Genomic DNA, 16,927 nt, shown 5'->3' with positions numbered 1-16,927 from the left:
TCATGGCACGTCTCCAAGAATTCTATAAAGAAAAAGTCGTCGCTGACCTGACCGAGAAATTCGGCTACAAGTCGGTGATGGAAGTTCCGCGTCTGACCAAGATCACCCTGAACATGGGTGTGGGTGAGGCCATCGCCGACAAGAAAGTGCTCGAGCACGCTGTTGGCGACCTGACCAAGATCGCCGGCCAGAAGCCAGTGACCACCAAGGCCCGTAAAGCAATCGCCGGTTTCAAAATCCGCGAAGGCTATCCGATCGGCACCATGGTGACCCTGCGCGGCGCCCGTATGTACGAGTTCCTCGACCGCTTCATCACCGTGGCCCTGCCACGCGTGCGTGACTTCCGCGGCGTGAACGGCAAAGCATTCGACGGCCGTGGCAACTACAACATCGGTGTGAAAGAGCAGATCATCTTCCCTGAGATCGAGTACGACAAGATCGATGCGCTGCGTGGTATGAACATTTCGATCACCACCACCGCTAAGACCGACGACGAAGCGAAAGCTCTGCTCGCCGCCTTCAAATTCCCGTTCAGGAACTAAGAGATCATGGCAAAACTCGCACTGATTAACCGTGAACAGAAACGCGCTGACCTGGTAGCCAAGTTCGCTGCCAAGCGCGCCGCTCTGAAGGCCATCATCGATGACCAGACCAAGTCGGAAGAAGAGCGTTACGAAGCGCGCCTGAAACTGCAGGCCCTGCCACGTAACTCGGCCCCGACCCGCCAGCGCAACCGCTGCCAGGTAACCGGTCGTCCACGCGGCACCTTCCGTAAATTCGGTCTGGGCCGTATCAAGCTCCGTGAATTCGCCATGCGTGGTGAAATCCCGGGTATGACTAAAGCTAGCTGGTAATAGGAGAATAAGCAATGAGTATGAGCGATCCTATCGCCGATATGCTGACCCGCATTCGCAACGCCCAAGGCGTTCAAAAAACGACCGTGGCCATGCCATCGTCGAAAGTCAAAGTAGCGATTGCCAACGTCCTCAAGGACGAGGGTTACATTGAAGATTTCGCCGTCGCCGAAACCGGTGGCAAAGCGGAACTGAAAATCGGTTTGAAGTACTACGTAGGCCGTCCTGTTATCGAGCGTCTGGAACGTGTTTCGCGTCCAGGTCTGCGCGTGTACAAAGGCAAGGACGAAATCCCATCGGTCATGAATGGCCTGGGTGTGGCAATCGTGTCGACCCCGCAAGGCGTGATGACCGATCGTAAAGCACGCGCTACCGGTGTCGGCGGCGAAGTGATTTGCTTCGTGGCTTAAGGAGTTAGACATGTCCCGTGTAGCTAAAATGCCAATCGCTGTGCCAGCTGGCGCTGATGTCGCCATCTCCGCGCAAGCGATCACCGTCAAGGGCCCGCTGGGCGTCTTGACCCAGAGCCTGAACGGCCTGGTTAAAGTAGAAAACAATGCAGGCACCCTGAGCTTCGAGCCGTCGAACGACAGCCGTGAAGCCAACGCCATGTCCGGTACGCTGCGCGCACTGGTCAACAACATGGTAACCGGTGTGACCAAGGGCTTCGAGAAAAAGCTGAACCTGGTGGGCGTGGGCTACAAAGCCCAAGCCGCTGGCGACAAGCTGAACCTGTCGCTGGGTTTCTCGCACCCGGTCGTGCACGCCATGCCAGAAGGCGTGACCGTGACCACCGCCACCCCGACCGAGATCGTCATCAAAGGCATCGATCGTCAAAAGGTGGGTCAGGTTGCTGCTGAAGTTCGTGCTTACCGCGCTCCAGAGCCTTACAAAGGCAAAGGCGTCCGTTATTCGGATGAAGTGGTTAAGATCAAAGAAACTAAGAAGAAGTAATTAGGGGCTGACGATGGATAAAAAAGAATCTCGTCTGCGCCGCGGACGTCAAACCCGGATCAAGATTGCACAGCTGAAAGTGAACCGCCTGTCGGTGCACCGCACTAACCTGCACATCTACGCAAACCTGATCTCCCCGGAAGCCAAAGTACTGGTTTCGGCCTCGACCGTGGAAGCGGAAGTGCGTGCTGAACTGGCTGGCAAATCGGGCAAGGGTGGCAACGCCGCTGCCGCCGCACTGGTCGGCAAGCGCGTAGCAGAAAAAGCACTGAAAGCCGGTATCACCGAAGTCGCCTTCGACCGTTCCGGTTTCCGTTATCACGGCCGTGTGAAGGCGCTGGCAGAAGCCGCGCGTGAAGCCGGTCTGAAGTTCTAAGGAACGATCATGGCAAAAATGCAAGCAAAAATGGCAAGCGACAAGCCGGATGATGGCATGCGCGAAAAAATGATCGCGATCAACCGCGTGACCAAAGTGGTCAAGGGTGGTCGTATCATGGGCTTCGCCGCGCTGACCGTAGTGGGTGACGGCGATGGCCGCATCGGCATGGGCAAGGGCAAGTCGAAAGAGGTACCAGTCGGTGTGCAAAAGGCAATGGAAGAAGCCCGTCGCAACCTGATCAAAGTCCCTTTGAAAAACGGCACCCTGCACCACACCGTCCTGGGCCGTCACGGCGCTTCGAAAGTAATGATGTCGCCTGCCAAGCCAGGTACCGGCGTCATCGCTGGTGGCGCCATGCGCGCGATCTTCGAAGTCATGGGCGTGACCGACGTGGTCGCTAAATCGACCGGTTCGAGCAACCCGTACAACCTGGTTCGCGCCACGCTGGACGGCCTGGCGAAACTGAGCACTCCTGCTGACATCGCTGCTAAACGCGGCAAGTCGGTAGAAGAGATCCTGGGCTAAGGTGAACGACATGACTACGAAAACCCTCAAAGTACAACTGGTGAAGGGCCTGATCGGCACTCGTCAAGATCACCGTGCTACCGTCAAAGGCCTGGGCCTGCGTCGCGTAAACTCGATCGCCGAGCTGCAAGACACCCCATCGGTACGCGGCATGATCAACAAAGTGTCGTATCTCGTTAAAGTAGTTGCGTAAGCCTCGGCTTACTCACGGAGAAATCATGGAACTGAATACCATTCAACCAGCCGATGGCGCTAAGCACTACAAGCGTCGCGTCGGCCGCGGTATCGGCTCCGGCCTGGGTAAAACCGCAGGCCGCGGCCACAAGGGTCAGAAATCGCGTTCGGGCGGCTTCCACAAAGTCGGCTTCGAAGGCGGTCAGATGCCTCTGCAACGTCGTCTGCCGAAGCGCGGTTTCAAGTCGCTCAACGCCACCTTCAAAGCTGAAGTGCGTCTGTCCGACCTGAACAACCTGGCAGTTGGCGATGTCGACATCCTGGTGCTGAAACAAGCTGGCGTACTGAGCGTGCTGGCACGCGATGTGCGCGTCATTCTGTCCGGCGAGATCACCAAAGCGGTGAACCTCAAAGGCCTGAAAGTGACCGCTGGCGCGAAAGCCGCCATCGAAGCAGCCGGCGGCTCGGTAGCTTGAGCCACCGCTAACAGCTTGATCGGAGCGAAAATTGGCGACTAATCCACAATTGGCTAAAAGTGCAGCAGCTGGTTTCCCTTGGGGCCGGCTCTGGTTCCTGCTTGGCGCATTGGTGGTTTATCGTATCGGCGCTCACATCCCGGTTCCCGGGATCGATCCGGTACAATTGGCCGCGCTGTTCAAGTCGCAAGAGGGTGGCATCCTGGGCATGTTGAACATGTTCAGCGGTGGCGCTCTCGCGCGCTTCACGGTGTTTGCGCTGGGTATCACGCCGTACATCTCGGCCTCGATCATCATGCAGCTGGTGTCGATCGTTTCGCCGCAGATGGAAGCGTTGAAGAAGGAAGGCGAAGCAGGCCGACGCAAGATCACGCAGTACACCCGTTACTTCACGGTGGTGCTGGCGGCGTTCCAGGCGCTCGGTATTGCAGTTGCTTTGGAGTCGCAGGCAGGCCTGGTGCTGGATCCAGGCTATGCATTCCGTTTCGTGACGGTCGTTACGCTGTTGACCGGCACCATGTTCGTGATGTGGTTGGGCGAGCAAATTACCGAGCGCGGTCTCGGTAACGGCATCTCGATCATCATCTTCGCAGGTATCGCGGCCGGTCTGCCGGGCGCACTGGGTGGCCTCGGCCAGTCGGTGAGCAACGGTTCGATTGGCGCGCTGTCGGCGATCATCATCATGATCCTGGTGGTGGCGGTGACGTTCCTGGTGGTATTTGTGGAACGTGGCCAACGCAAAATTCTGGTCAACTACGCGAAACGCCAGGTGGGTAACAAGATTTACGGTGGCCAAACCTCGCACCTGCCATTGAAGTTGAATATGGCCGGCGTGATTCCACCGATCTTCGCTTCGTCGATTATCTTGTTCCCGGCTACGATCGTGGGCTGGTTTACCACCGGCGCCGATACGGCTAACCCGGCGGTCCGGTTCCTGAAAGATTTGGCAGCATCGATGGGGCCAGGCGAGCCCATCCACGCACTGTTGTATGCCATTGCGATCGTGTTTTTCTGTTTCTTCTATACAGCGCTGGTCTTCAACAGCAAGGAAACAGCAGATAACTTGAAGAAGAGCGGGGCCTTTGTGCCAGGGATTCGTCCCGGTGAGCAGACTGCCCGTTACATCGACAAGATTCTGACGCGATTGACCCTGGCTGGCGCCATCTACATCACTCTGGTGTGTTTGTTGCCGGAATTCATGCAAGCCGAGTGGAAAGTACCGTTCTATTTTGGTGGTACTTCTCTGTTGATTATTGTGGTTGTGACCATGGACTTCATGGCCCAAGTACAAAACTACGTGATGTCGCAGCAATATGAATCGCTGCTGCGCAAAGCAAACTTCAAAGGCGGAATTCCGACGCGATAAGCGCGGTTTCACATACACCGAATGGCAAAAGACGACGTCATACAGATGCAGGGCGAGATCCTAGAAAATCTCCCTAATGCAACATTTCGAGTAAAGCTGGAAAACGGGCACGTGGTGCTGGGACATATTTCAGGTAAAATGCGGATGAACTATATCCGCATCCTGCCTGGCGATAAGGTGACGGTCGAACTGACACCTTACGACCTGTCCCGCGCCCGCATTGTGTTCCGGACCAAGTAAATTTAGATAATCGAACCTTAGAAGAGAGTTCAACATGAAAGTTAACGCCTCAGTCAAGCGGATCTGCCGCAACTGCAAGATCATCAAGCGCAAGGGCGTTGTTCGCGTAATCTGCGTCGAACCACGTCACAAGCAGCGTCAAGGTTAATAACCGTTATTTATCGAGGAATAACGAATGGCACGTATTGCAGGGGTTAATATCCCAAATCATCAGCACACCGTTATCGGCTTGACCGCCATCTACGGTGTAGGCCGTCCACGCGCGAAGTTCATCTGCGCGCAGACCGGTATTGCGACCAATAAAAAGGTCAAAGACCTGGACGACAGCGAACTGGAAAAGCTGCGCGATGAAGTAGCAAAATTCATCGTCGAAGGCGATCTGCGTCGCGAACTGTCCATGAACATCAAGCGTTTGATGGACTTGGGTTGCTACCGCGGTATGCGTCACCGTAAGGGCCTGCCGGTCCGCGGTCAACGCACCCGCACCAATGCACGTACCCGCAAGGGCCCGCGCAAAGCCGCTCAATCGCTCAAGAAATAATCTAGGGAAATCACATGGCTAAGCAACAAAGCAGCGCAGCAGCAGCTCGCGTACGCAAGAAGGTCAAGAAGAACGTTGCCGAAGGTATCGCACACGTTCACGCTTCCTTCAACAACACCATCATCACCATCACCGACCGCCAGGGCAACGCTCTGTCGTGGGCGACCTCCGGTGGTGCTGGCTTCAAGGGTTCGCGTAAATCGACCCCGTTCGCAGCGCAGGTTGCTGCTGAAGCCGCTGGTAAAGTCGCGATCGAATGCGGCGTGAAGAACCTGGAAGTGCGCATCAAGGGCCCAGGCCCAGGCCGTGAATCGGCTGTGCGTGCACTGAACAACCTGGGCATCAAGATCACCGAGATCCAGGACGTCACCCCAGTGCCACACAACGGCTGCCGCCCTCCAAAGCGTCGTCGTATCTAATGGCCTGGCCGGTTCTGCCGGCTATGCTGTTACACAATAAAGCTGGTGCAGGAAGCTGGTAACAGCTATACTGCCCGGCTATTGTCGTCTGTTGGCTTGCCAGCAGACTTTAGCCACGTCTGGCTCATCGCAGACCAGACTAGCGTTCAGCCCATGTGGGTTGGGACGTCATCATTTTAAAAAGGAAGTACCGTGGCACGTTATATCGGACCAAAAGCAAAACTCTCCCGCCGTGAAGGCACCGACCTGTTCCTGAAGAGCGCACGCCGCTCGCTGGACAGCAAATGCAAACTGGACGTAAAACCAGGTCAGCACGGCGTCAAGTCGGGCGCTCGTACCTCGGACTACGGCAACCAGCTGCGCGAAAAGCAAAAAGTGAAACGTATGTACGGCGTGCTGGAACGTCAGTTCCGTCGCTACTTCGCAGAAGCCGACCGCCGCAAAGGCAACACCGGCGAAACCCTGCTGAAGCTGCTGGAAGCCCGTCTGGACAACGTCGCGTACCGCATGGGCTTCGGCTCGACCCGCGCTGAAGCGCGTCAGCTGGTATCGCACAAAGCCTTCACCGTGAACGGCAACGTTGTGAACATCGCTTCGTACTCGGTAAAAGTTGGCGACGTGATCGCTGTGCGCGAAAAGGCCAAGAAGCAAGTGCGTATCGTTGAAGCCCTGTCGCTGGCTGAACAAGTTGGCATGCCAGCTTGGGTGTCGGTTGATGCCAAGAAAATGGAAGGTACCTTCAAGTCCCTGCCAGAGCGCAACGAGATCGCTGCTGACGTCAACGAATCGCTGATCGTCGAACTGTACTCGCGTTAATCTGTAGTCTAAGTAGTATCAAATCCCGCCCGCTCACTTGAGCGGGCGTTTTCACTAATGCCATCAGCCTTATCGGCCTAACGCGCCGAGGGTATTGAAAAGGACATTTACATGCAAAACAGCCTGTTGAAACCACGTATTATCGATGTAGAGGCGCTGGGCGCCGGTCACGCCAAAGTCGTGATGGAACCGTTCGAACGCGGCTACGGCCACACCCTGGGTAACGCGCTGCGCCGCGTACTGCTGTCGTCGATGGTTGGCTACGCGCCTACCGAAGTGACGATCGCCGGTGTTGTGCACGAGTACTCGTCGCTGGACGGCGTGCAAGAAGACGTGGTTGACCTGCTGCTGAATCTGAAGGGCGTTGTGTTCAAAGTACACAACCGTGACTCCGTCACCCTGACCCTGAAAAAAGAAGGCGAAGGCGCTGTCCTGGCTTCGGATATCGATCTGCCACACGACGTGGAACTGATCAACCCGGACCACGTGATCGCTCACCTGACCGCCGGCGGCAAACTGGACATGCAGATCAAGGTCGAAAAAGGCCGCGGCTACGTTCCAGGTAACGTGCGTCGCCTGTCGGAAGACACCAACAAAACCATCGGCCGCATCATTCTGGACGCGTCGTTCTCGCCAGTGCGCCGTGTGTCGTACTTTGTTGAGTCCGCTCGTGTAGAACAGCGTACCGACCTGGACAAACTGATCATCAACATCGAAACCAACGGTGTGATCTCGCCAGAAGAAGCGATCCGTCAATCGGCCCGCGTCCTGGTGGATCAACTGAACGTGTTCGCTGCACTGGAAGGCACCGAAGCTGCTGCTGAAGCGCCTTCGCGCGCGCCGCTGGTCGATCCTATCCTGCTGCGTCCAGTGGACGACCTGGAACTGACCGTGCGTTCGGCCAACTGCCTGAAAGCAGAAAACATCTACTACATCGGCGACCTGATCCAGCGTTCGGAAAACGAACTGCTGAAAACGCCGAACCTGGGCCGCAAGTCCCTGAACGAAATCAAAGAAGTTCTGGCTTCCCGTGGTCTGACCCTGGGCATGAAGCTGGAAAACTGGCCGCCTGCTGGCCTGGAAAAGTAACAAATTGGGTGACAGCGCTGGACATCGCTTCGCGATGTTCTGCTCTGTTACCAACTGATTAGCAGTACCGCCCGTGGCATGTTGCCTCGGGCGTTTATCACTTAAACCGGCCCGCGTCATAGACGATCGAAGAGCTCGGATTTAAACATCATTGAAAGGAAGTACCATGCGTCACCGTCACGGCCTCCGTAAACTGAACCGTACCTCGTCCCACCGTCTGGCTATGCTGCGCAACATGACCGTTTCGCTGCTGCGTCACGAAGCGATCAAAACCACGCTGCCAAAAGCGAAAGAACTGCGCCGCGTTGTTGAGCCTATCCTGACCCTGGGCAAGACCGACACCCTGGCTAACAAGCGTCTGGCATTTGCCCGTCTGCGCGACCGCGAAATCGTAGGCAAACTGTTCTCGGAACTGGGCCCACGCTACGCTGCACGTAACGGCGGCTACCTGCGTATCCTGAAGATGGGTTTCCGCGTTGGCGACAACGCTCCAATGGCTTACGTTGAGCTGCTGGATCGTCCAGAAGTCACCGCAATCGAAGATGCACCAACCGCTGAGTAATTAGCCGTTGTCAGCAGTACTAAAAAGCCAGACCTAGTCTGGCTTTTTTTTCGCCCGCTTGCAGTAGAGGATTGACTTTGTAATGAGAATCGTTATCATTCGTGTTTCGATGTGCAAATAACTACTGGGGAAGCAATGAACAAGCAATTCAAAATGAAACCGCTGGCGGTACTGGTCAGCCTGACTCTGCCGTTGCTGGCGCAGGCCCAGAGCGGCGGCGCCGAGCAGGCCGCCACCGTACTACCGTCGGTGCAAGTGTCGGCGCAAAAGCTGAGCGACACCACCGAAGGCAGCGGTTCCTACACCACCGGCAAGGCACGCACCGCCACGCCGCTCGACATGTCGCTGCGCGACACGCCGCAGTCGGTGTCCGTTATGACCCAGCAGCGCATTGAAGACCAGGGCCTGACTACCGTCACCGACGTGGTCAACAACGTCATCGGCATCTCCGTCAACCAGTACGAAACCAACCGCGCCGGCTTCACCGCGCGCGGCTTCGACATCACCAACCTGATCATCGACGGCATTCCAACCACTTGGGAACAGTCGTGGAGCTCGGGCGAAGTGGCCAGTTCGCTGGCCATCTACGACCGCGTGGAAGTGGTGCGCGGCGCTACCGGCCTGACCACCGGCGCCGGCAACCCGTCGGCCGCCATCAACATGGTGCACAAGCGCGCCACCAGCAAAGTGCTGACCGGCTCGGCCGAGATCGGCATCGGCACCTGGAACGAGCGCCGCGCCCAGATCGACGTCTCGACTCCGCTGAACGCGGCAGGCACGGTACGCGGCCGCGTGGTGGCCGACTACAACCAGCGCGACAGCTGGATCGACCTGGCCGAATCCAAGAACAAAACCATTTTCGCCACCCTGGAAGCGGACCTGACCCCGCAAACCCTGCTGGCAGTCGGCTTCAGCCGCCAGGAAACCGATCCAAAAGCGCCGATGTGGGGCGGCCTGCCGTTCTGGTACACCGACGGCAGCAAAACCAACTGGGACGTCTCGAAAACCACCTCGGCCAGCTGGTCGGACTGGGAAACTTCGTACAACAACGGCTACGTCAATCTGGAGCACACCTTCGACAACGGCTGGAAGGCGCGTGCCTACCTCGCCCGTGGCGACCGCAAGGGCGATTCCCACCTGCTGTACCTGTCGGGCGTGCCTGACCGCGTAACCGGCCTCGGCATGTCCTCGTTTGCCGGCTCCTACGTCACCCGCACCAAGCAAGACGACGTCAACCTGCAACTGAACGGCCCGTTCCAGCTGTTCGGCCGCAAGCATGAGGCGGCTTTTGGCTACATGCACTCCAAGCGCGACTTCAACTCGGACAGCCGCGCCGCCGACTTCGGCAACGCCAGCTCGGACGTAGGCAACTTCAACAACTGGAACGGCGCCACCTTCCCAACGCCGAAGTGGGGCGCGGCGACCTTCTATGAAGAAAGCACGACCAAGCAAGAAGCGCTGTACGGCATGGCCCGTTTCTCGATTATTGACCCGCTGAAAGTCACCTTGGGCGCGCGCGTCACCAACTTTGAGCAAACCGGCCACGGCCTGTGGAGCCCAGCCTACGTTGTGAAGAACAACAACGAAGTAACGCCATATGCCGGCATCGTCTACGATCTGAACGAAACCTACTCGGTCTACGGCAGCTACACCAGCATCTTCCTGCCGCAAAACCTGAAAGATTTTGGCGGCAAGATCCTCGATCCTATCGAAGGTAAGGCCAAAGAAGTCGGCATTAAGAGCGAATATCTGGATGGCCGCGTCAACGCCTCGCTGGCCGTATTCGACATCAAGCAGGACAACCTCGGCCAAGCCGGCGGCCTGGTTGACCGCGACGGCACCGGCCCGCTGCTGCCGGAAGCCTACTACGTTGGTACCAAGGGCTCAACCAGCCGTGGCTTCGAGTTTGAGCTGAACGGCGAACTGGCGCGCGGCTGGAATGCTACCGCCGGCTACAGCCGCTTCCGCGCCAAGGATGCCACCGGCGCAGACTTCAACAGCGTCTATCCTCGCGCATTGTTCCGCGTATTCACCAGCTACCAGCTGCCGGGCGCACTGAGCAAGCTGACCGTGGGCGGCGGCGTCAACTGGGAAAGCCGTACCTACACGGTCGATCCAGCTGCGCCGGCAGCGGCGGTCAAAGCCAACGGCGGCCTGATCGAGCAAGACTCGTTCGCGCTGGTGAACCTGATGGCGCGCTACGAAATCAGCGACAAGCTGTCGGCCCAGCTGAACATCAACAACGTGACCGACAAAACGCACTTCGGCATGTTTGCTGCCTACGGCGCGATCACCTACGCCGCACCGCGTAGCACGTCGCTGAGCCTGAAGTACAAGTTCTAATAAGGACTGGATATGCGCGCCTTCTGGACTTTGGTACACCGCTACCTCGGCCTGCTGACCGCCGGTTTCCTGTTTATCAGCGGCGTGACCGGTGCCATCATTTCTTGGGATCACGAGCTGGACGACCTGCTCAACCCGCACCTGATGGAAGCCCATACGCCGGGCACACCGCAGCCGACCTTGGCATTGGTGCAACAACTGGAGGCGCGCTATCCGCATGTGCAGGTATCGTTTATGCCCCTGCAAGTGCAGCCGGGCGAGGCGATTGCCTTTGGCGTGTCGCCGCGCGTGAACCCGGCTACGCAGAAATTGTATGAGCCGGGCTTCAACCAGGTCTTCGTCGATCCGGTAAGTGGGGCGGAATTGGGCAAGCGGGAATGGGGCGCCGTTTGGCCGATTACCAAGGAGACGTTTGTATCCTTCTTATATCGCCTGCATTACACCCTGCATATTCCAGAAATGTGGGGCATCGACCGCTGGGGATTATGGTTGATGGGCGGGATTGCGATTATCTGGGTAATCGATAGTTTCGTCGGTTTTTATCTCACCCTGCCATTGCGCCGCCAGGGCGCTAGCAAACCATGGCTGCAACGTTGGAAACCGGCTTGGAAAGTCCGCTGGACCAGTGGCAGCAATAAACTGAATTTCGATTTGCATCGCGCATTTAGTTTATGGACGTGGATATTGCTGTTTATTCTGGCCTTCACCGCTTTCTCGCTGAATCTTTACAGCGAAATCTTTTATCCGGTAATGAGCAAGATTTCCAAAGTCACGCCAACGCCGTTTGATACCCGTGCTATGGCCGATATTCATAAGCCATATGCACCAACAGTTGGCTATGCGCAGGTAATTGAAACGGCTGCGAAAGAAGCGGAGCAGCGTAAATGGTCCGAACCGGTCGGCAGCGTGTTTTATACCAGCGCTTTTGACGTTTATGGCGTGAGTTTCTATAAACCCGGCGATGATCATGGTGCTGGTGGCGTTGGCCCGGCATATCTGTATTACGACGGCGCCGGTAAATTACTGGGTCAGCGTTTGCCTTGGAAAGGTACTGCTGCGGATATTTTCGTGCAGGCGCAATTCCCTCTGCATTCCGGCCGCATTCTCGGTTTGCCGGGCCGCATCCTGATTTCCTTCATGGGCGTGGTGGTGGCCATGCTGAGCGTGACCGGGGTCATCATCTGGTGGCGCAAGCGGGCGTCCCGCGTGGTTGCTGCGGAACGCCGTGCCGTAGCATGCTAAAAATTGGCATGTACTAGCTATTTTTGAGTCTGACTTACTTCAATCGGCGGTCGCCTGCGGCCTTGAACTCGGAGCCGGCATTCCACGTTGGCGTCACGCCTTGAGCAATATCCAGTCCGACTTGGAATAGCAGCTGGATATCCTGCACGCCGCCGCTGAAATCCCAATCATTACGGAAACTATCGGTCGGCTGGTGATAATCGTGGGTGAAATAATTATCCACGACTTCACGCGCGTAGTTCTCAGGCTTGTCCAAATAGCGGCTACGGGCTTTGGTATATAAAACCGGCACGCCGGCACGGGCAAATTCCAGCTGGTCGGCGCGGTAGAAACTACCCAATTCGGAGCGCGAATCTTTTTCCATTAATCTGCCCTGCGATTTGGCGTATTTCTCCAGCAAGCCGTCGATGCTGGAATGGCCGGAGGTGACGTTTTCAATTTGCGCGGTTTTTCCCCAGGCGTTAATACCATCGATGTTAATGTTGGCGACGGTTTGTTTAAGCGGGTAGAGCGGATGCGCAGCATAATATTTGGCGCCGAGCAGGCCTTTTTCTTCCGCGGTCGTGGCAATAAACAGAATCGAGCGTTTGGGCGCTTTCGGCAGAGTTTTATAAGCTTTGGCCAATTCCATTAGCGCCGCTACGCCGGACGCGTTATCCAGTGCGCCGTGATAAATGTTTTTGCTGCCCGGGTCGACGCCCAGGTGATCCCAGTGGGCGCTGTAAATCACATATTCATTTTTCAGCTTAGGATCGCTGCCTTCAATCTTCGCCACCACGTTTTTGGAATTCACCGTGCGGGCGATATTCTCGACTTTAAAATCAGCCGTGCCTTTCAGGCTGACCGGACGGAAGTCCTTGGTCAGTGCCTGTTTTTTCAGCGTGTCGAAATCGTAGCCAGCGGCGCTCATCATGGCCTTGGCTTTGTCCAGCTGAATCCAGCCCGGTACGGTCGGCGCATCGGGGTCATCGCCGGAGTGCAGCAGGTCGAAGTGTTCGGCCACGCCGCCGCTGCGCACCACGTCCCACGGGTAGGCGGCCGGTTTCGTTTCATGAATGATAATGGCGGCGGCCGCGCCCAGCTTGGCAGCGATTTCGTATTTGTAAGTCCAGCGGCCGTAGTAGGTCATGGCCTTGCCCTTGAACATGGCCGGATCGAGTTCGGCTGGATTGTTCGGATCGGGAATCGCCGGGTCGTTAATCAGCATCAAAATGGTCTTGCCGCGCACGTCGACGCCCTTGTAATCGTCCCAGCCGTATTCCGGCGCCTGCACGCCGTAGCCGACAAACACGATTTCCGAGCTATTGACGTTGACCGTGGCCGGCTGGCTGGTCGAATGGGCAACGTAGTCGTTAGGGAAATTCAGCGCCACGGTCTGGCCGCCGATGGTGTAGCTGAAGCTTGGCGTCGGTTTCTGGCCGCGCATCGGCACCGCCTGCACCCACGAACCGTCGGGGTTGCCCGGTTTCAGGCCCAGTTTCTTGAATTCCTGCTGAATGTAAGCCACCGACTTGGTCTCGCCGGCGGTGCCGGGCGCGCGGCCTTCAAACTCGTCGGATGCCAGCGTTTTGATGTGTTCCAGCAGATCCTTGGACGAGATTGCGTTCAAAGCCTTGGCCGGCGCTTGCGCCAAGGCGGGCAGGGTGCTGAGCGCGAGGGCGGAAAACAGCAGGGGACGGAAAGAGGACATAGGGGCTTGCTCCAGTGGCGGTGAAAACGCCGAGTGTCGCATAAAACCCCGGCGCCTGGACTGCGCTAGGCATGACAAATGTCACGCGATGAAGTGACGTTTGTCCGATGGCAGGCGGTGCGGCGGTGCGTAGAATGTCTTTCATCGGCAGCAAACGCAGTACCTAAAACCTGAACCCCGTTTTAGTTGAGCAGTAAATCGTCCACTCAATCAACTTAAACGAGGTCTATCATGAACGCAGTCAAAAACTTCATCGCCAACGAAGACGGCATCACCGCTATCGAATATGCCCTGATGGCCGCCGCCATCGCCGCCGCCATCACCGCTGGCCTGGCAATCCTGGGCCCGAAAATTACCGCTTCGCTGACCTACATCTCCGGCCTGATCAAATCGTCGTAATCGAAGTGAGCATGGCGGGGGTGACGCTGCTTATTGCTTTGAAAGCGCGCGGCACCACCCCAACCCGCACACCGCTGCGGCCAGGGTCAGACCCCGTACGGGGTCTGACCCTTTCGTTTTGGGGTGCTGTTTAGGACTGGAGATCAGCGTCAAAGGAAATTCATCTTGCGCACCCCGTGTTTTTGCCATCGCGGTTTAAGCCCTCGCTCAGGCGGGAAAAACGCGCTCGGTGTACTATGCCTGTTGCTCCAATGACCAGTCCCCCTGAGAGAAGATTTTCATGTCCCGATTTGTCCGTTTTATCGCGCCGCTGCTGGCGCTGATCGCGCTCTTGTCGCAGCCCGCCCGCGCGGAGGATTTCCTTGATCCGTCCGAGGCATTCAAGTTTTCGGCGCGCATGGTGGATGGACATACCGCGGCCGTGACCTTCCAGATTGCCGACGGCTACTATATGTACCGCGAGCGCTTCAAATTCAGCGCGCAGGGCGCCAAGCTGGGTGCGCCGCAAATCCCGCCGGGCAAAGTGCATTACGACGAAACCTTTGCCAAGGACGTGGAGACGTATCGCAAGGGCGTGACCATTACGATTCCGGTGGAAGTGAACGGTGCGTTCACGCTGTTGGTGAGCGGGCAGGGCTGCTCGGAGAAAGGCCTGTGCTACGCACCACAAGATTACAAGGCATCGCTGACCGGTAGCGGCGCGGTGCCGGTGCCTGCCGCAGCCGCGCCAACGGCGCCCGCAGCGGGCTCGGGCGGCGCAACTGTTGCGGCGGCAGGCAGCGTGGCGGCTGCCGCGCCAGCGGCCGCAGCCGGCCAAGGCGCAGTCAGCTTTGGCGTCGACGGCGGCAAGGCAGCACCAGCCGCGCCCGGCGTGAAAATCTACACGGTGCCGAATCCAACCGCAACCGACATCGCCCCGCCGGCCCCAGCCGTGACCACGGCTCCCGCACCAGCCAACGAATCCGGCCGCCTGGAAGCCGCCTTAAAAAGCGGCAAACTCCTGGTCATCCTGCCGTTGTTCGCCTTGCTGGGCTTGGGCCTCTCCTTCACGCCCTGCGTGCTGCCGATGGTGCCCATCCTGTCCTCGATCATCGTTGGCGAAGGCGCGCAGAGCAGCCGCAGCCGAGGCCTGATCCTGTCCGTCACCTACGCACTCGGCATGGCCCTGGTCTACACTGCGCTTGGCGTAGCGGCCGGTCTGGCCGGCGAAGGCTTGGCCAGCGCCCTGCAAAACCCATGGGTACTGGGCGCCTTCGCCCTGTTGATGGCGCTGTTGTCCCTGTCCATGTTCGGCTTCTACGAGCTGCAAGTCCCAGCCGCTCTGCAAAACAAACTGAGTACCGTCTCCAACCAGCAAGCCTCCGGCAAACTGGCCGGCGTGTTTGTCATGGGCGCCATCTCCGCGCTGATCGTCGGCCCATGCGTGGCGGCGCCGCTGGCTGCCGCGCTGGTCTACATCAGCCAATCGCGCGACATCGTCATCGGTGGCAGCGCGCTGTTTGCAATGGCGGTCGGCATGAGCGTGCCGTTGATTCTGGTCGGCGTCTCGGCCGGCGCACTGCTGCCGAAAGCCGGCATGTGGATGGATTCCGTGAAGCGCTTCTTCGGCGTGCTGATGCTGGCCGTCGGCTGGTGGCTGGTCTCGCCAGTGCTGCCGGGCGCCGTGCAGATGATGGGCTGGGCCGCGCTGTTCGTCGGCTACGGCATGTATCTGCTGATGAATTCCGGCCAGTGGGTGGCCAAATCGGTTGGCGTGATCGTCGCCGTGCTGGGCGTAGCGCAACTGGTGGGCGTGGTCAGCGGTGGCCGCGATCCGCTGGCGCCGCTGGCGCATTTGACCGGCAAGGCAGCACACGAAGCACCGCTGGCCTTCCAGCGCATCAAAACCGTCGAACAACTGGATGCCGTGCTGGCCCAAACCGGCGGCAAAACCGCCATGCTCGACTTCTACGCCGATTGGTGCGTGTCCTGCAAGGAAATGGAAAAGCTGACCTTTGTCGATCCGCAAGTCCGCGCCAAGTTGGCCAACAGCGTGCTGCTGCAAGTCGACGTCACCGCCAACGATGCCGACGACAAGGCCATGCTGAAACGTTTCGGCCTGTTCGGCCCGCCGGGCATCATCCTGTTCGACAAGCAAGGCAAGGAAATCGCCAACGCCCGCGTGATCGGCTTCCAGGATGCGGCGAAATTCACCGCATCCCTGTCCGCGCTGAACTAATCAGCCTTCGTGGCGCGGGCTGCCTTCGTGGCCCCAGCCGCCGCGATGGCCGCGATGTTGCCAGCGGGCGCGCATGGCGCCACGCTCGCCGCCGAAGCTGTGCTCATCGAACAGCGTCTGCTGCGCTGGATTTAGCTGCGCGTAGAACGTGGTGACAGCTTTCAGGCGGGTTTCCAGCATCGCTTCGCGCTTCTTGGTCATCTCTAGCGCCAAGGTCAGGCGTTCTGGCGAACTCAGCTTGTTGAATGGCTTGTGCTCAGGGCGCTTGCCGTCAAATGCCGCCGGCTTGATCGCGGCTTGATAGCTGGCCCATGCCGATTCCTGCTGCGCGGTCAGCTTCAGCAAATCATGCAGGCGCGCCTGGCGCTTGGCGTACATCTCAGCCATCTTGGCCTGCATTTGCTCCTTGGTCGGATGCGCATCGTGCTGCTTGGCCATCGGCTTGGCTTCTTGGGCGTGCGCGGCTGCCATGCCCAGTACCGTAAAACCGATCAGGATGCTTTTGCGTAAGGTGTTCATGGTCGTTCCTCCATCATTGAGAGTTTAGTCATCGCAGCGTTCTGCGCTTGGAACCATATTGGCGGCCCAAGGTTGCTCTTACGTTGCTCTCACCGATGTTTTTGTATCCAGATGTTTCGCC

The 16,927-nt window shown here is 58.1% G+C and carries 22 protein-coding genes; 20 read left to right on the top strand and 2 right to left on the bottom strand.

What is annotated here, in order from left to right:
- Window positions 1–2 precede the first annotated feature (2 nt).
- The 18 genes from rplE (at window position 3) to GTP45_RS19655 (ending at window position 11,980) form a co-directional block, all read left to right on the top strand.
- On the top strand, window positions 3–542 hold the full coding sequence (rplE, locus tag GTP45_RS19740; protein ID WP_072786817.1) for a 50S ribosomal protein L5: 540 nt from the start codon (window positions 3–5) through the stop codon (window positions 540–542).
- Window positions 543–548: 6 nt separating this feature from the next.
- Entirely contained in the window at window positions 549–854 is a 306-nt protein-coding gene (rpsN, locus tag GTP45_RS19735) for a 30S ribosomal protein S14 (protein ID WP_055937643.1), read from the top strand.
- Window positions 855–868: 14 nt separating this feature from the next.
- Window positions 869–1,264, top strand: a complete 396-nt coding sequence (gene rpsH, locus GTP45_RS19730) for a 30S ribosomal protein S8 (RefSeq protein ID WP_161015599.1) — start codon at window positions 869–871, stop codon at window positions 1,262–1,264.
- 10 nt (window positions 1,265–1,274) lie between these two features.
- Window positions 1,275–1,808: a 50S ribosomal protein L6 gene (gene rplF / locus GTP45_RS19725; protein ID WP_161015598.1), complete on the top strand. Its 534-nt coding sequence runs from the start codon at window positions 1,275–1,277 to the stop codon at window positions 1,806–1,808.
- Window positions 1,809–1,821: 13 nt separating this feature from the next.
- Window positions 1,822–2,184 carry a 50S ribosomal protein L18 gene (gene rplR / locus GTP45_RS19720; protein WP_154379308.1) on the top strand — a complete coding sequence of 121 codons (363 nt, stop codon included), beginning with the start codon at window positions 1,822–1,824 and terminating at the stop codon, window positions 2,182–2,184.
- Between the two features lie 9 nt (window positions 2,185–2,193).
- Window positions 2,194–2,712: a 30S ribosomal protein S5 gene (rpsE, locus tag GTP45_RS19715; protein WP_072786822.1), complete on the top strand. Its 519-nt coding sequence runs from the start codon at window positions 2,194–2,196 to the stop codon at window positions 2,710–2,712.
- 10 nt (window positions 2,713–2,722) lie between these two features.
- A complete protein-coding gene (gene rpmD / locus GTP45_RS19710) occupies window positions 2,723–2,905 on the top strand; it encodes a 50S ribosomal protein L30 (RefSeq protein WP_161004841.1) in 183 nt (60 codons plus the stop codon).
- Between the two features lie 25 nt (window positions 2,906–2,930).
- Window positions 2,931–3,362, top strand: a complete 432-nt coding sequence (rplO, locus tag GTP45_RS19705) for a 50S ribosomal protein L15 (protein WP_092280158.1) — start codon at window positions 2,931–2,933, stop codon at window positions 3,360–3,362.
- Window positions 3,363–3,393: 31 nt separating this feature from the next.
- Entirely contained in the window at window positions 3,394–4,728 is a 1,335-nt protein-coding gene (secY, locus tag GTP45_RS19700) for a preprotein translocase subunit SecY (protein WP_092280156.1), read from the top strand.
- Window positions 4,729–4,749: 21 nt separating this feature from the next.
- Entirely contained in the window at window positions 4,750–4,968 is a 219-nt protein-coding gene (infA, locus tag GTP45_RS19695) for a translation initiation factor IF-1 (protein WP_005663428.1), read from the top strand.
- 34 nt (window positions 4,969–5,002) lie between these two features.
- Window positions 5,003–5,116, top strand: a complete 114-nt coding sequence (rpmJ, locus tag GTP45_RS19690; protein ID WP_005663407.1) for a 50S ribosomal protein L36 — start codon at window positions 5,003–5,005, stop codon at window positions 5,114–5,116.
- 27 nt (window positions 5,117–5,143) lie between these two features.
- A complete protein-coding gene (gene rpsM / locus GTP45_RS19685; RefSeq protein ID WP_072786826.1) occupies window positions 5,144–5,509 on the top strand; it encodes a 30S ribosomal protein S13 in 366 nt (121 codons plus the stop codon).
- 14 nt (window positions 5,510–5,523) lie between these two features.
- Window positions 5,524–5,928 (top strand): 30S ribosomal protein S11, encoded by a 405-nt coding sequence (rpsK, locus tag GTP45_RS19680; protein ID WP_072786827.1) that lies wholly within the window; start codon window positions 5,524–5,526, stop codon window positions 5,926–5,928.
- A gap of 192 nt (window positions 5,929–6,120) precedes the next feature.
- Window positions 6,121–6,744 carry a 30S ribosomal protein S4 gene (gene rpsD, locus GTP45_RS19675; RefSeq protein ID WP_161015597.1) on the top strand — a complete coding sequence of 208 codons (624 nt, stop codon included), beginning with the start codon at window positions 6,121–6,123 and terminating at the stop codon, window positions 6,742–6,744.
- 111 nt (window positions 6,745–6,855) lie between these two features.
- A complete protein-coding gene (locus GTP45_RS19670; RefSeq protein ID WP_026637581.1) occupies window positions 6,856–7,833 on the top strand; it encodes a DNA-directed RNA polymerase subunit alpha in 978 nt (325 codons plus the stop codon).
- A gap of 166 nt (window positions 7,834–7,999) precedes the next feature.
- On the top strand, window positions 8,000–8,395 hold the full coding sequence (gene rplQ / locus GTP45_RS19665; protein WP_110846398.1) for a 50S ribosomal protein L17: 396 nt from the start codon (window positions 8,000–8,002) through the stop codon (window positions 8,393–8,395).
- A gap of 135 nt (window positions 8,396–8,530) precedes the next feature.
- Window positions 8,531–10,738 (top strand): TonB-dependent siderophore receptor, encoded by a 2,208-nt coding sequence (locus GTP45_RS19660; protein ID WP_161015596.1) that lies wholly within the window; start codon window positions 8,531–8,533, stop codon window positions 10,736–10,738.
- A gap of 12 nt (window positions 10,739–10,750) precedes the next feature.
- On the top strand, window positions 10,751–11,980 hold the full coding sequence (locus GTP45_RS19655) for a PepSY-associated TM helix domain-containing protein (protein ID WP_161015595.1): 1,230 nt from the start codon (window positions 10,751–10,753) through the stop codon (window positions 11,978–11,980).
- Between the two features lie 34 nt (window positions 11,981–12,014).
- Here the strand turns inward: GTP45_RS19655 and GTP45_RS19650 are convergent, their stop codons facing one another.
- The gene (locus tag GTP45_RS19650; protein WP_161015594.1) at window positions 12,015–13,670 is read right to left on the bottom strand and encodes a M20/M25/M40 family metallo-hydrolase; all 1,656 of its coding nucleotides are present in this window, start codon (window positions 13,668–13,670) and stop codon (window positions 12,015–12,017) included.
- A gap of 231 nt (window positions 13,671–13,901) precedes the next feature.
- On the opposite strand from GTP45_RS19650, the gene GTP45_RS19645 reads away from it, so the two are divergent.
- Complete coding sequence (locus GTP45_RS19645) at window positions 13,902–14,069, top strand: Flp family type IVb pilin (protein ID WP_161015593.1); 168 nt, start codon at window positions 13,902–13,904, stop codon at window positions 14,067–14,069.
- A gap of 280 nt (window positions 14,070–14,349) precedes the next feature.
- Window positions 14,350–16,287 carry a protein-disulfide reductase DsbD gene (gene dsbD, locus GTP45_RS19640; RefSeq protein WP_161015592.1) on the top strand — a complete coding sequence of 646 codons (1,938 nt, stop codon included), beginning with the start codon at window positions 14,350–14,352 and terminating at the stop codon, window positions 16,285–16,287.
- On the opposite strand, the gene GTP45_RS19635 is transcribed toward dsbD, so the two are convergent.
- Window positions 16,288–16,806: a Spy/CpxP family protein refolding chaperone gene (locus GTP45_RS19635; protein ID WP_161015591.1), complete on the bottom strand. Its 519-nt coding sequence runs from the start codon at window positions 16,804–16,806 to the stop codon at window positions 16,288–16,290.
- Window positions 16,807–16,927 lie beyond the last annotated feature (121 nt).

Origin of the sequence: Duganella rivi, from assembly GCF_009857435.1 — a bacterium.
In the GTDB taxonomy this organism is placed as follows: Bacteria; Pseudomonadota; Gammaproteobacteria; order Burkholderiales; family Burkholderiaceae_D; genus Rugamonas; species Rugamonas rivi.
This window is presented reverse-complemented; position numbering and strand designations above follow the sequence as displayed.

What these genes read in the sequence shown, in the direction of transcription:
- rpsM (WP_072786826.1), top strand. Translation starts at nt 5,144, where the DNA reads ATGGCACGTATTGCAGGGGTTAATATCCCAAATCATCAGCACACCGTT.
- rplO (WP_092280158.1), top strand. Translation starts at nt 2,931, where the DNA reads ATGGAACTGAATACCATTCAACCAGCCGATGGCGCTAAGCACTACAAG.
- rpmD (WP_161004841.1), top strand. Translation starts at nt 2,723, where the DNA reads ATGACTACGAAAACCCTCAAAGTACAACTGGTGAAGGGCCTGATCGGC.
- rpsK (WP_072786827.1), top strand. Translation starts at nt 5,524, where the DNA reads ATGGCTAAGCAACAAAGCAGCGCAGCAGCAGCTCGCGTACGCAAGAAG.
- rplF (WP_161015598.1), top strand. Translation starts at nt 1,275, where the DNA reads ATGTCCCGTGTAGCTAAAATGCCAATCGCTGTGCCAGCTGGCGCTGAT.
- rplQ (WP_110846398.1), top strand. Translation starts at nt 8,000, where the DNA reads ATGCGTCACCGTCACGGCCTCCGTAAACTGAACCGTACCTCGTCCCAC.
- rpsE (WP_072786822.1), top strand. Translation starts at nt 2,194, where the DNA reads ATGGCAAAAATGCAAGCAAAAATGGCAAGCGACAAGCCGGATGATGGC.
- GTP45_RS19660 (WP_161015596.1), top strand. Translation starts at nt 8,531, where the DNA reads ATGAACAAGCAATTCAAAATGAAACCGCTGGCGGTACTGGTCAGCCTG.
- GTP45_RS19655 (WP_161015595.1), top strand. Translation starts at nt 10,751, where the DNA reads ATGCGCGCCTTCTGGACTTTGGTACACCGCTACCTCGGCCTGCTGACC.
- rpsN (WP_055937643.1), top strand. Translation starts at nt 549, where the DNA reads ATGGCAAAACTCGCACTGATTAACCGTGAACAGAAACGCGCTGACCTG.
- GTP45_RS19650 (WP_161015594.1), bottom strand. Translation starts at nt 13,670, where the DNA reads ATGTCCTCTTTCCGTCCCCTGCTGTTTTCCGCCCTCGCGCTCAGCACC.
- rpmJ (WP_005663407.1), top strand. Translation starts at nt 5,003, where the DNA reads ATGAAAGTTAACGCCTCAGTCAAGCGGATCTGCCGCAACTGCAAGATC.
- GTP45_RS19670 (WP_026637581.1), top strand. Translation starts at nt 6,856, where the DNA reads ATGCAAAACAGCCTGTTGAAACCACGTATTATCGATGTAGAGGCGCTG.
- dsbD (WP_161015592.1), top strand. Translation starts at nt 14,350, where the DNA reads ATGTCCCGATTTGTCCGTTTTATCGCGCCGCTGCTGGCGCTGATCGCG.
- infA (WP_005663428.1), top strand. Translation starts at nt 4,750, where the DNA reads ATGGCAAAAGACGACGTCATACAGATGCAGGGCGAGATCCTAGAAAAT.
- GTP45_RS19645 (WP_161015593.1), top strand. Translation starts at nt 13,902, where the DNA reads ATGAACGCAGTCAAAAACTTCATCGCCAACGAAGACGGCATCACCGCT.
- rplE (WP_072786817.1), top strand. Translation starts at nt 3, where the DNA reads ATGGCACGTCTCCAAGAATTCTATAAAGAAAAAGTCGTCGCTGACCTG.
- rplR (WP_154379308.1), top strand. Translation starts at nt 1,822, where the DNA reads ATGGATAAAAAAGAATCTCGTCTGCGCCGCGGACGTCAAACCCGGATC.
- GTP45_RS19635 (WP_161015591.1), bottom strand. Translation starts at nt 16,806, where the DNA reads ATGAACACCTTACGCAAAAGCATCCTGATCGGTTTTACGGTACTGGGC.
- rpsH (WP_161015599.1), top strand. Translation starts at nt 869, where the DNA reads ATGAGTATGAGCGATCCTATCGCCGATATGCTGACCCGCATTCGCAAC.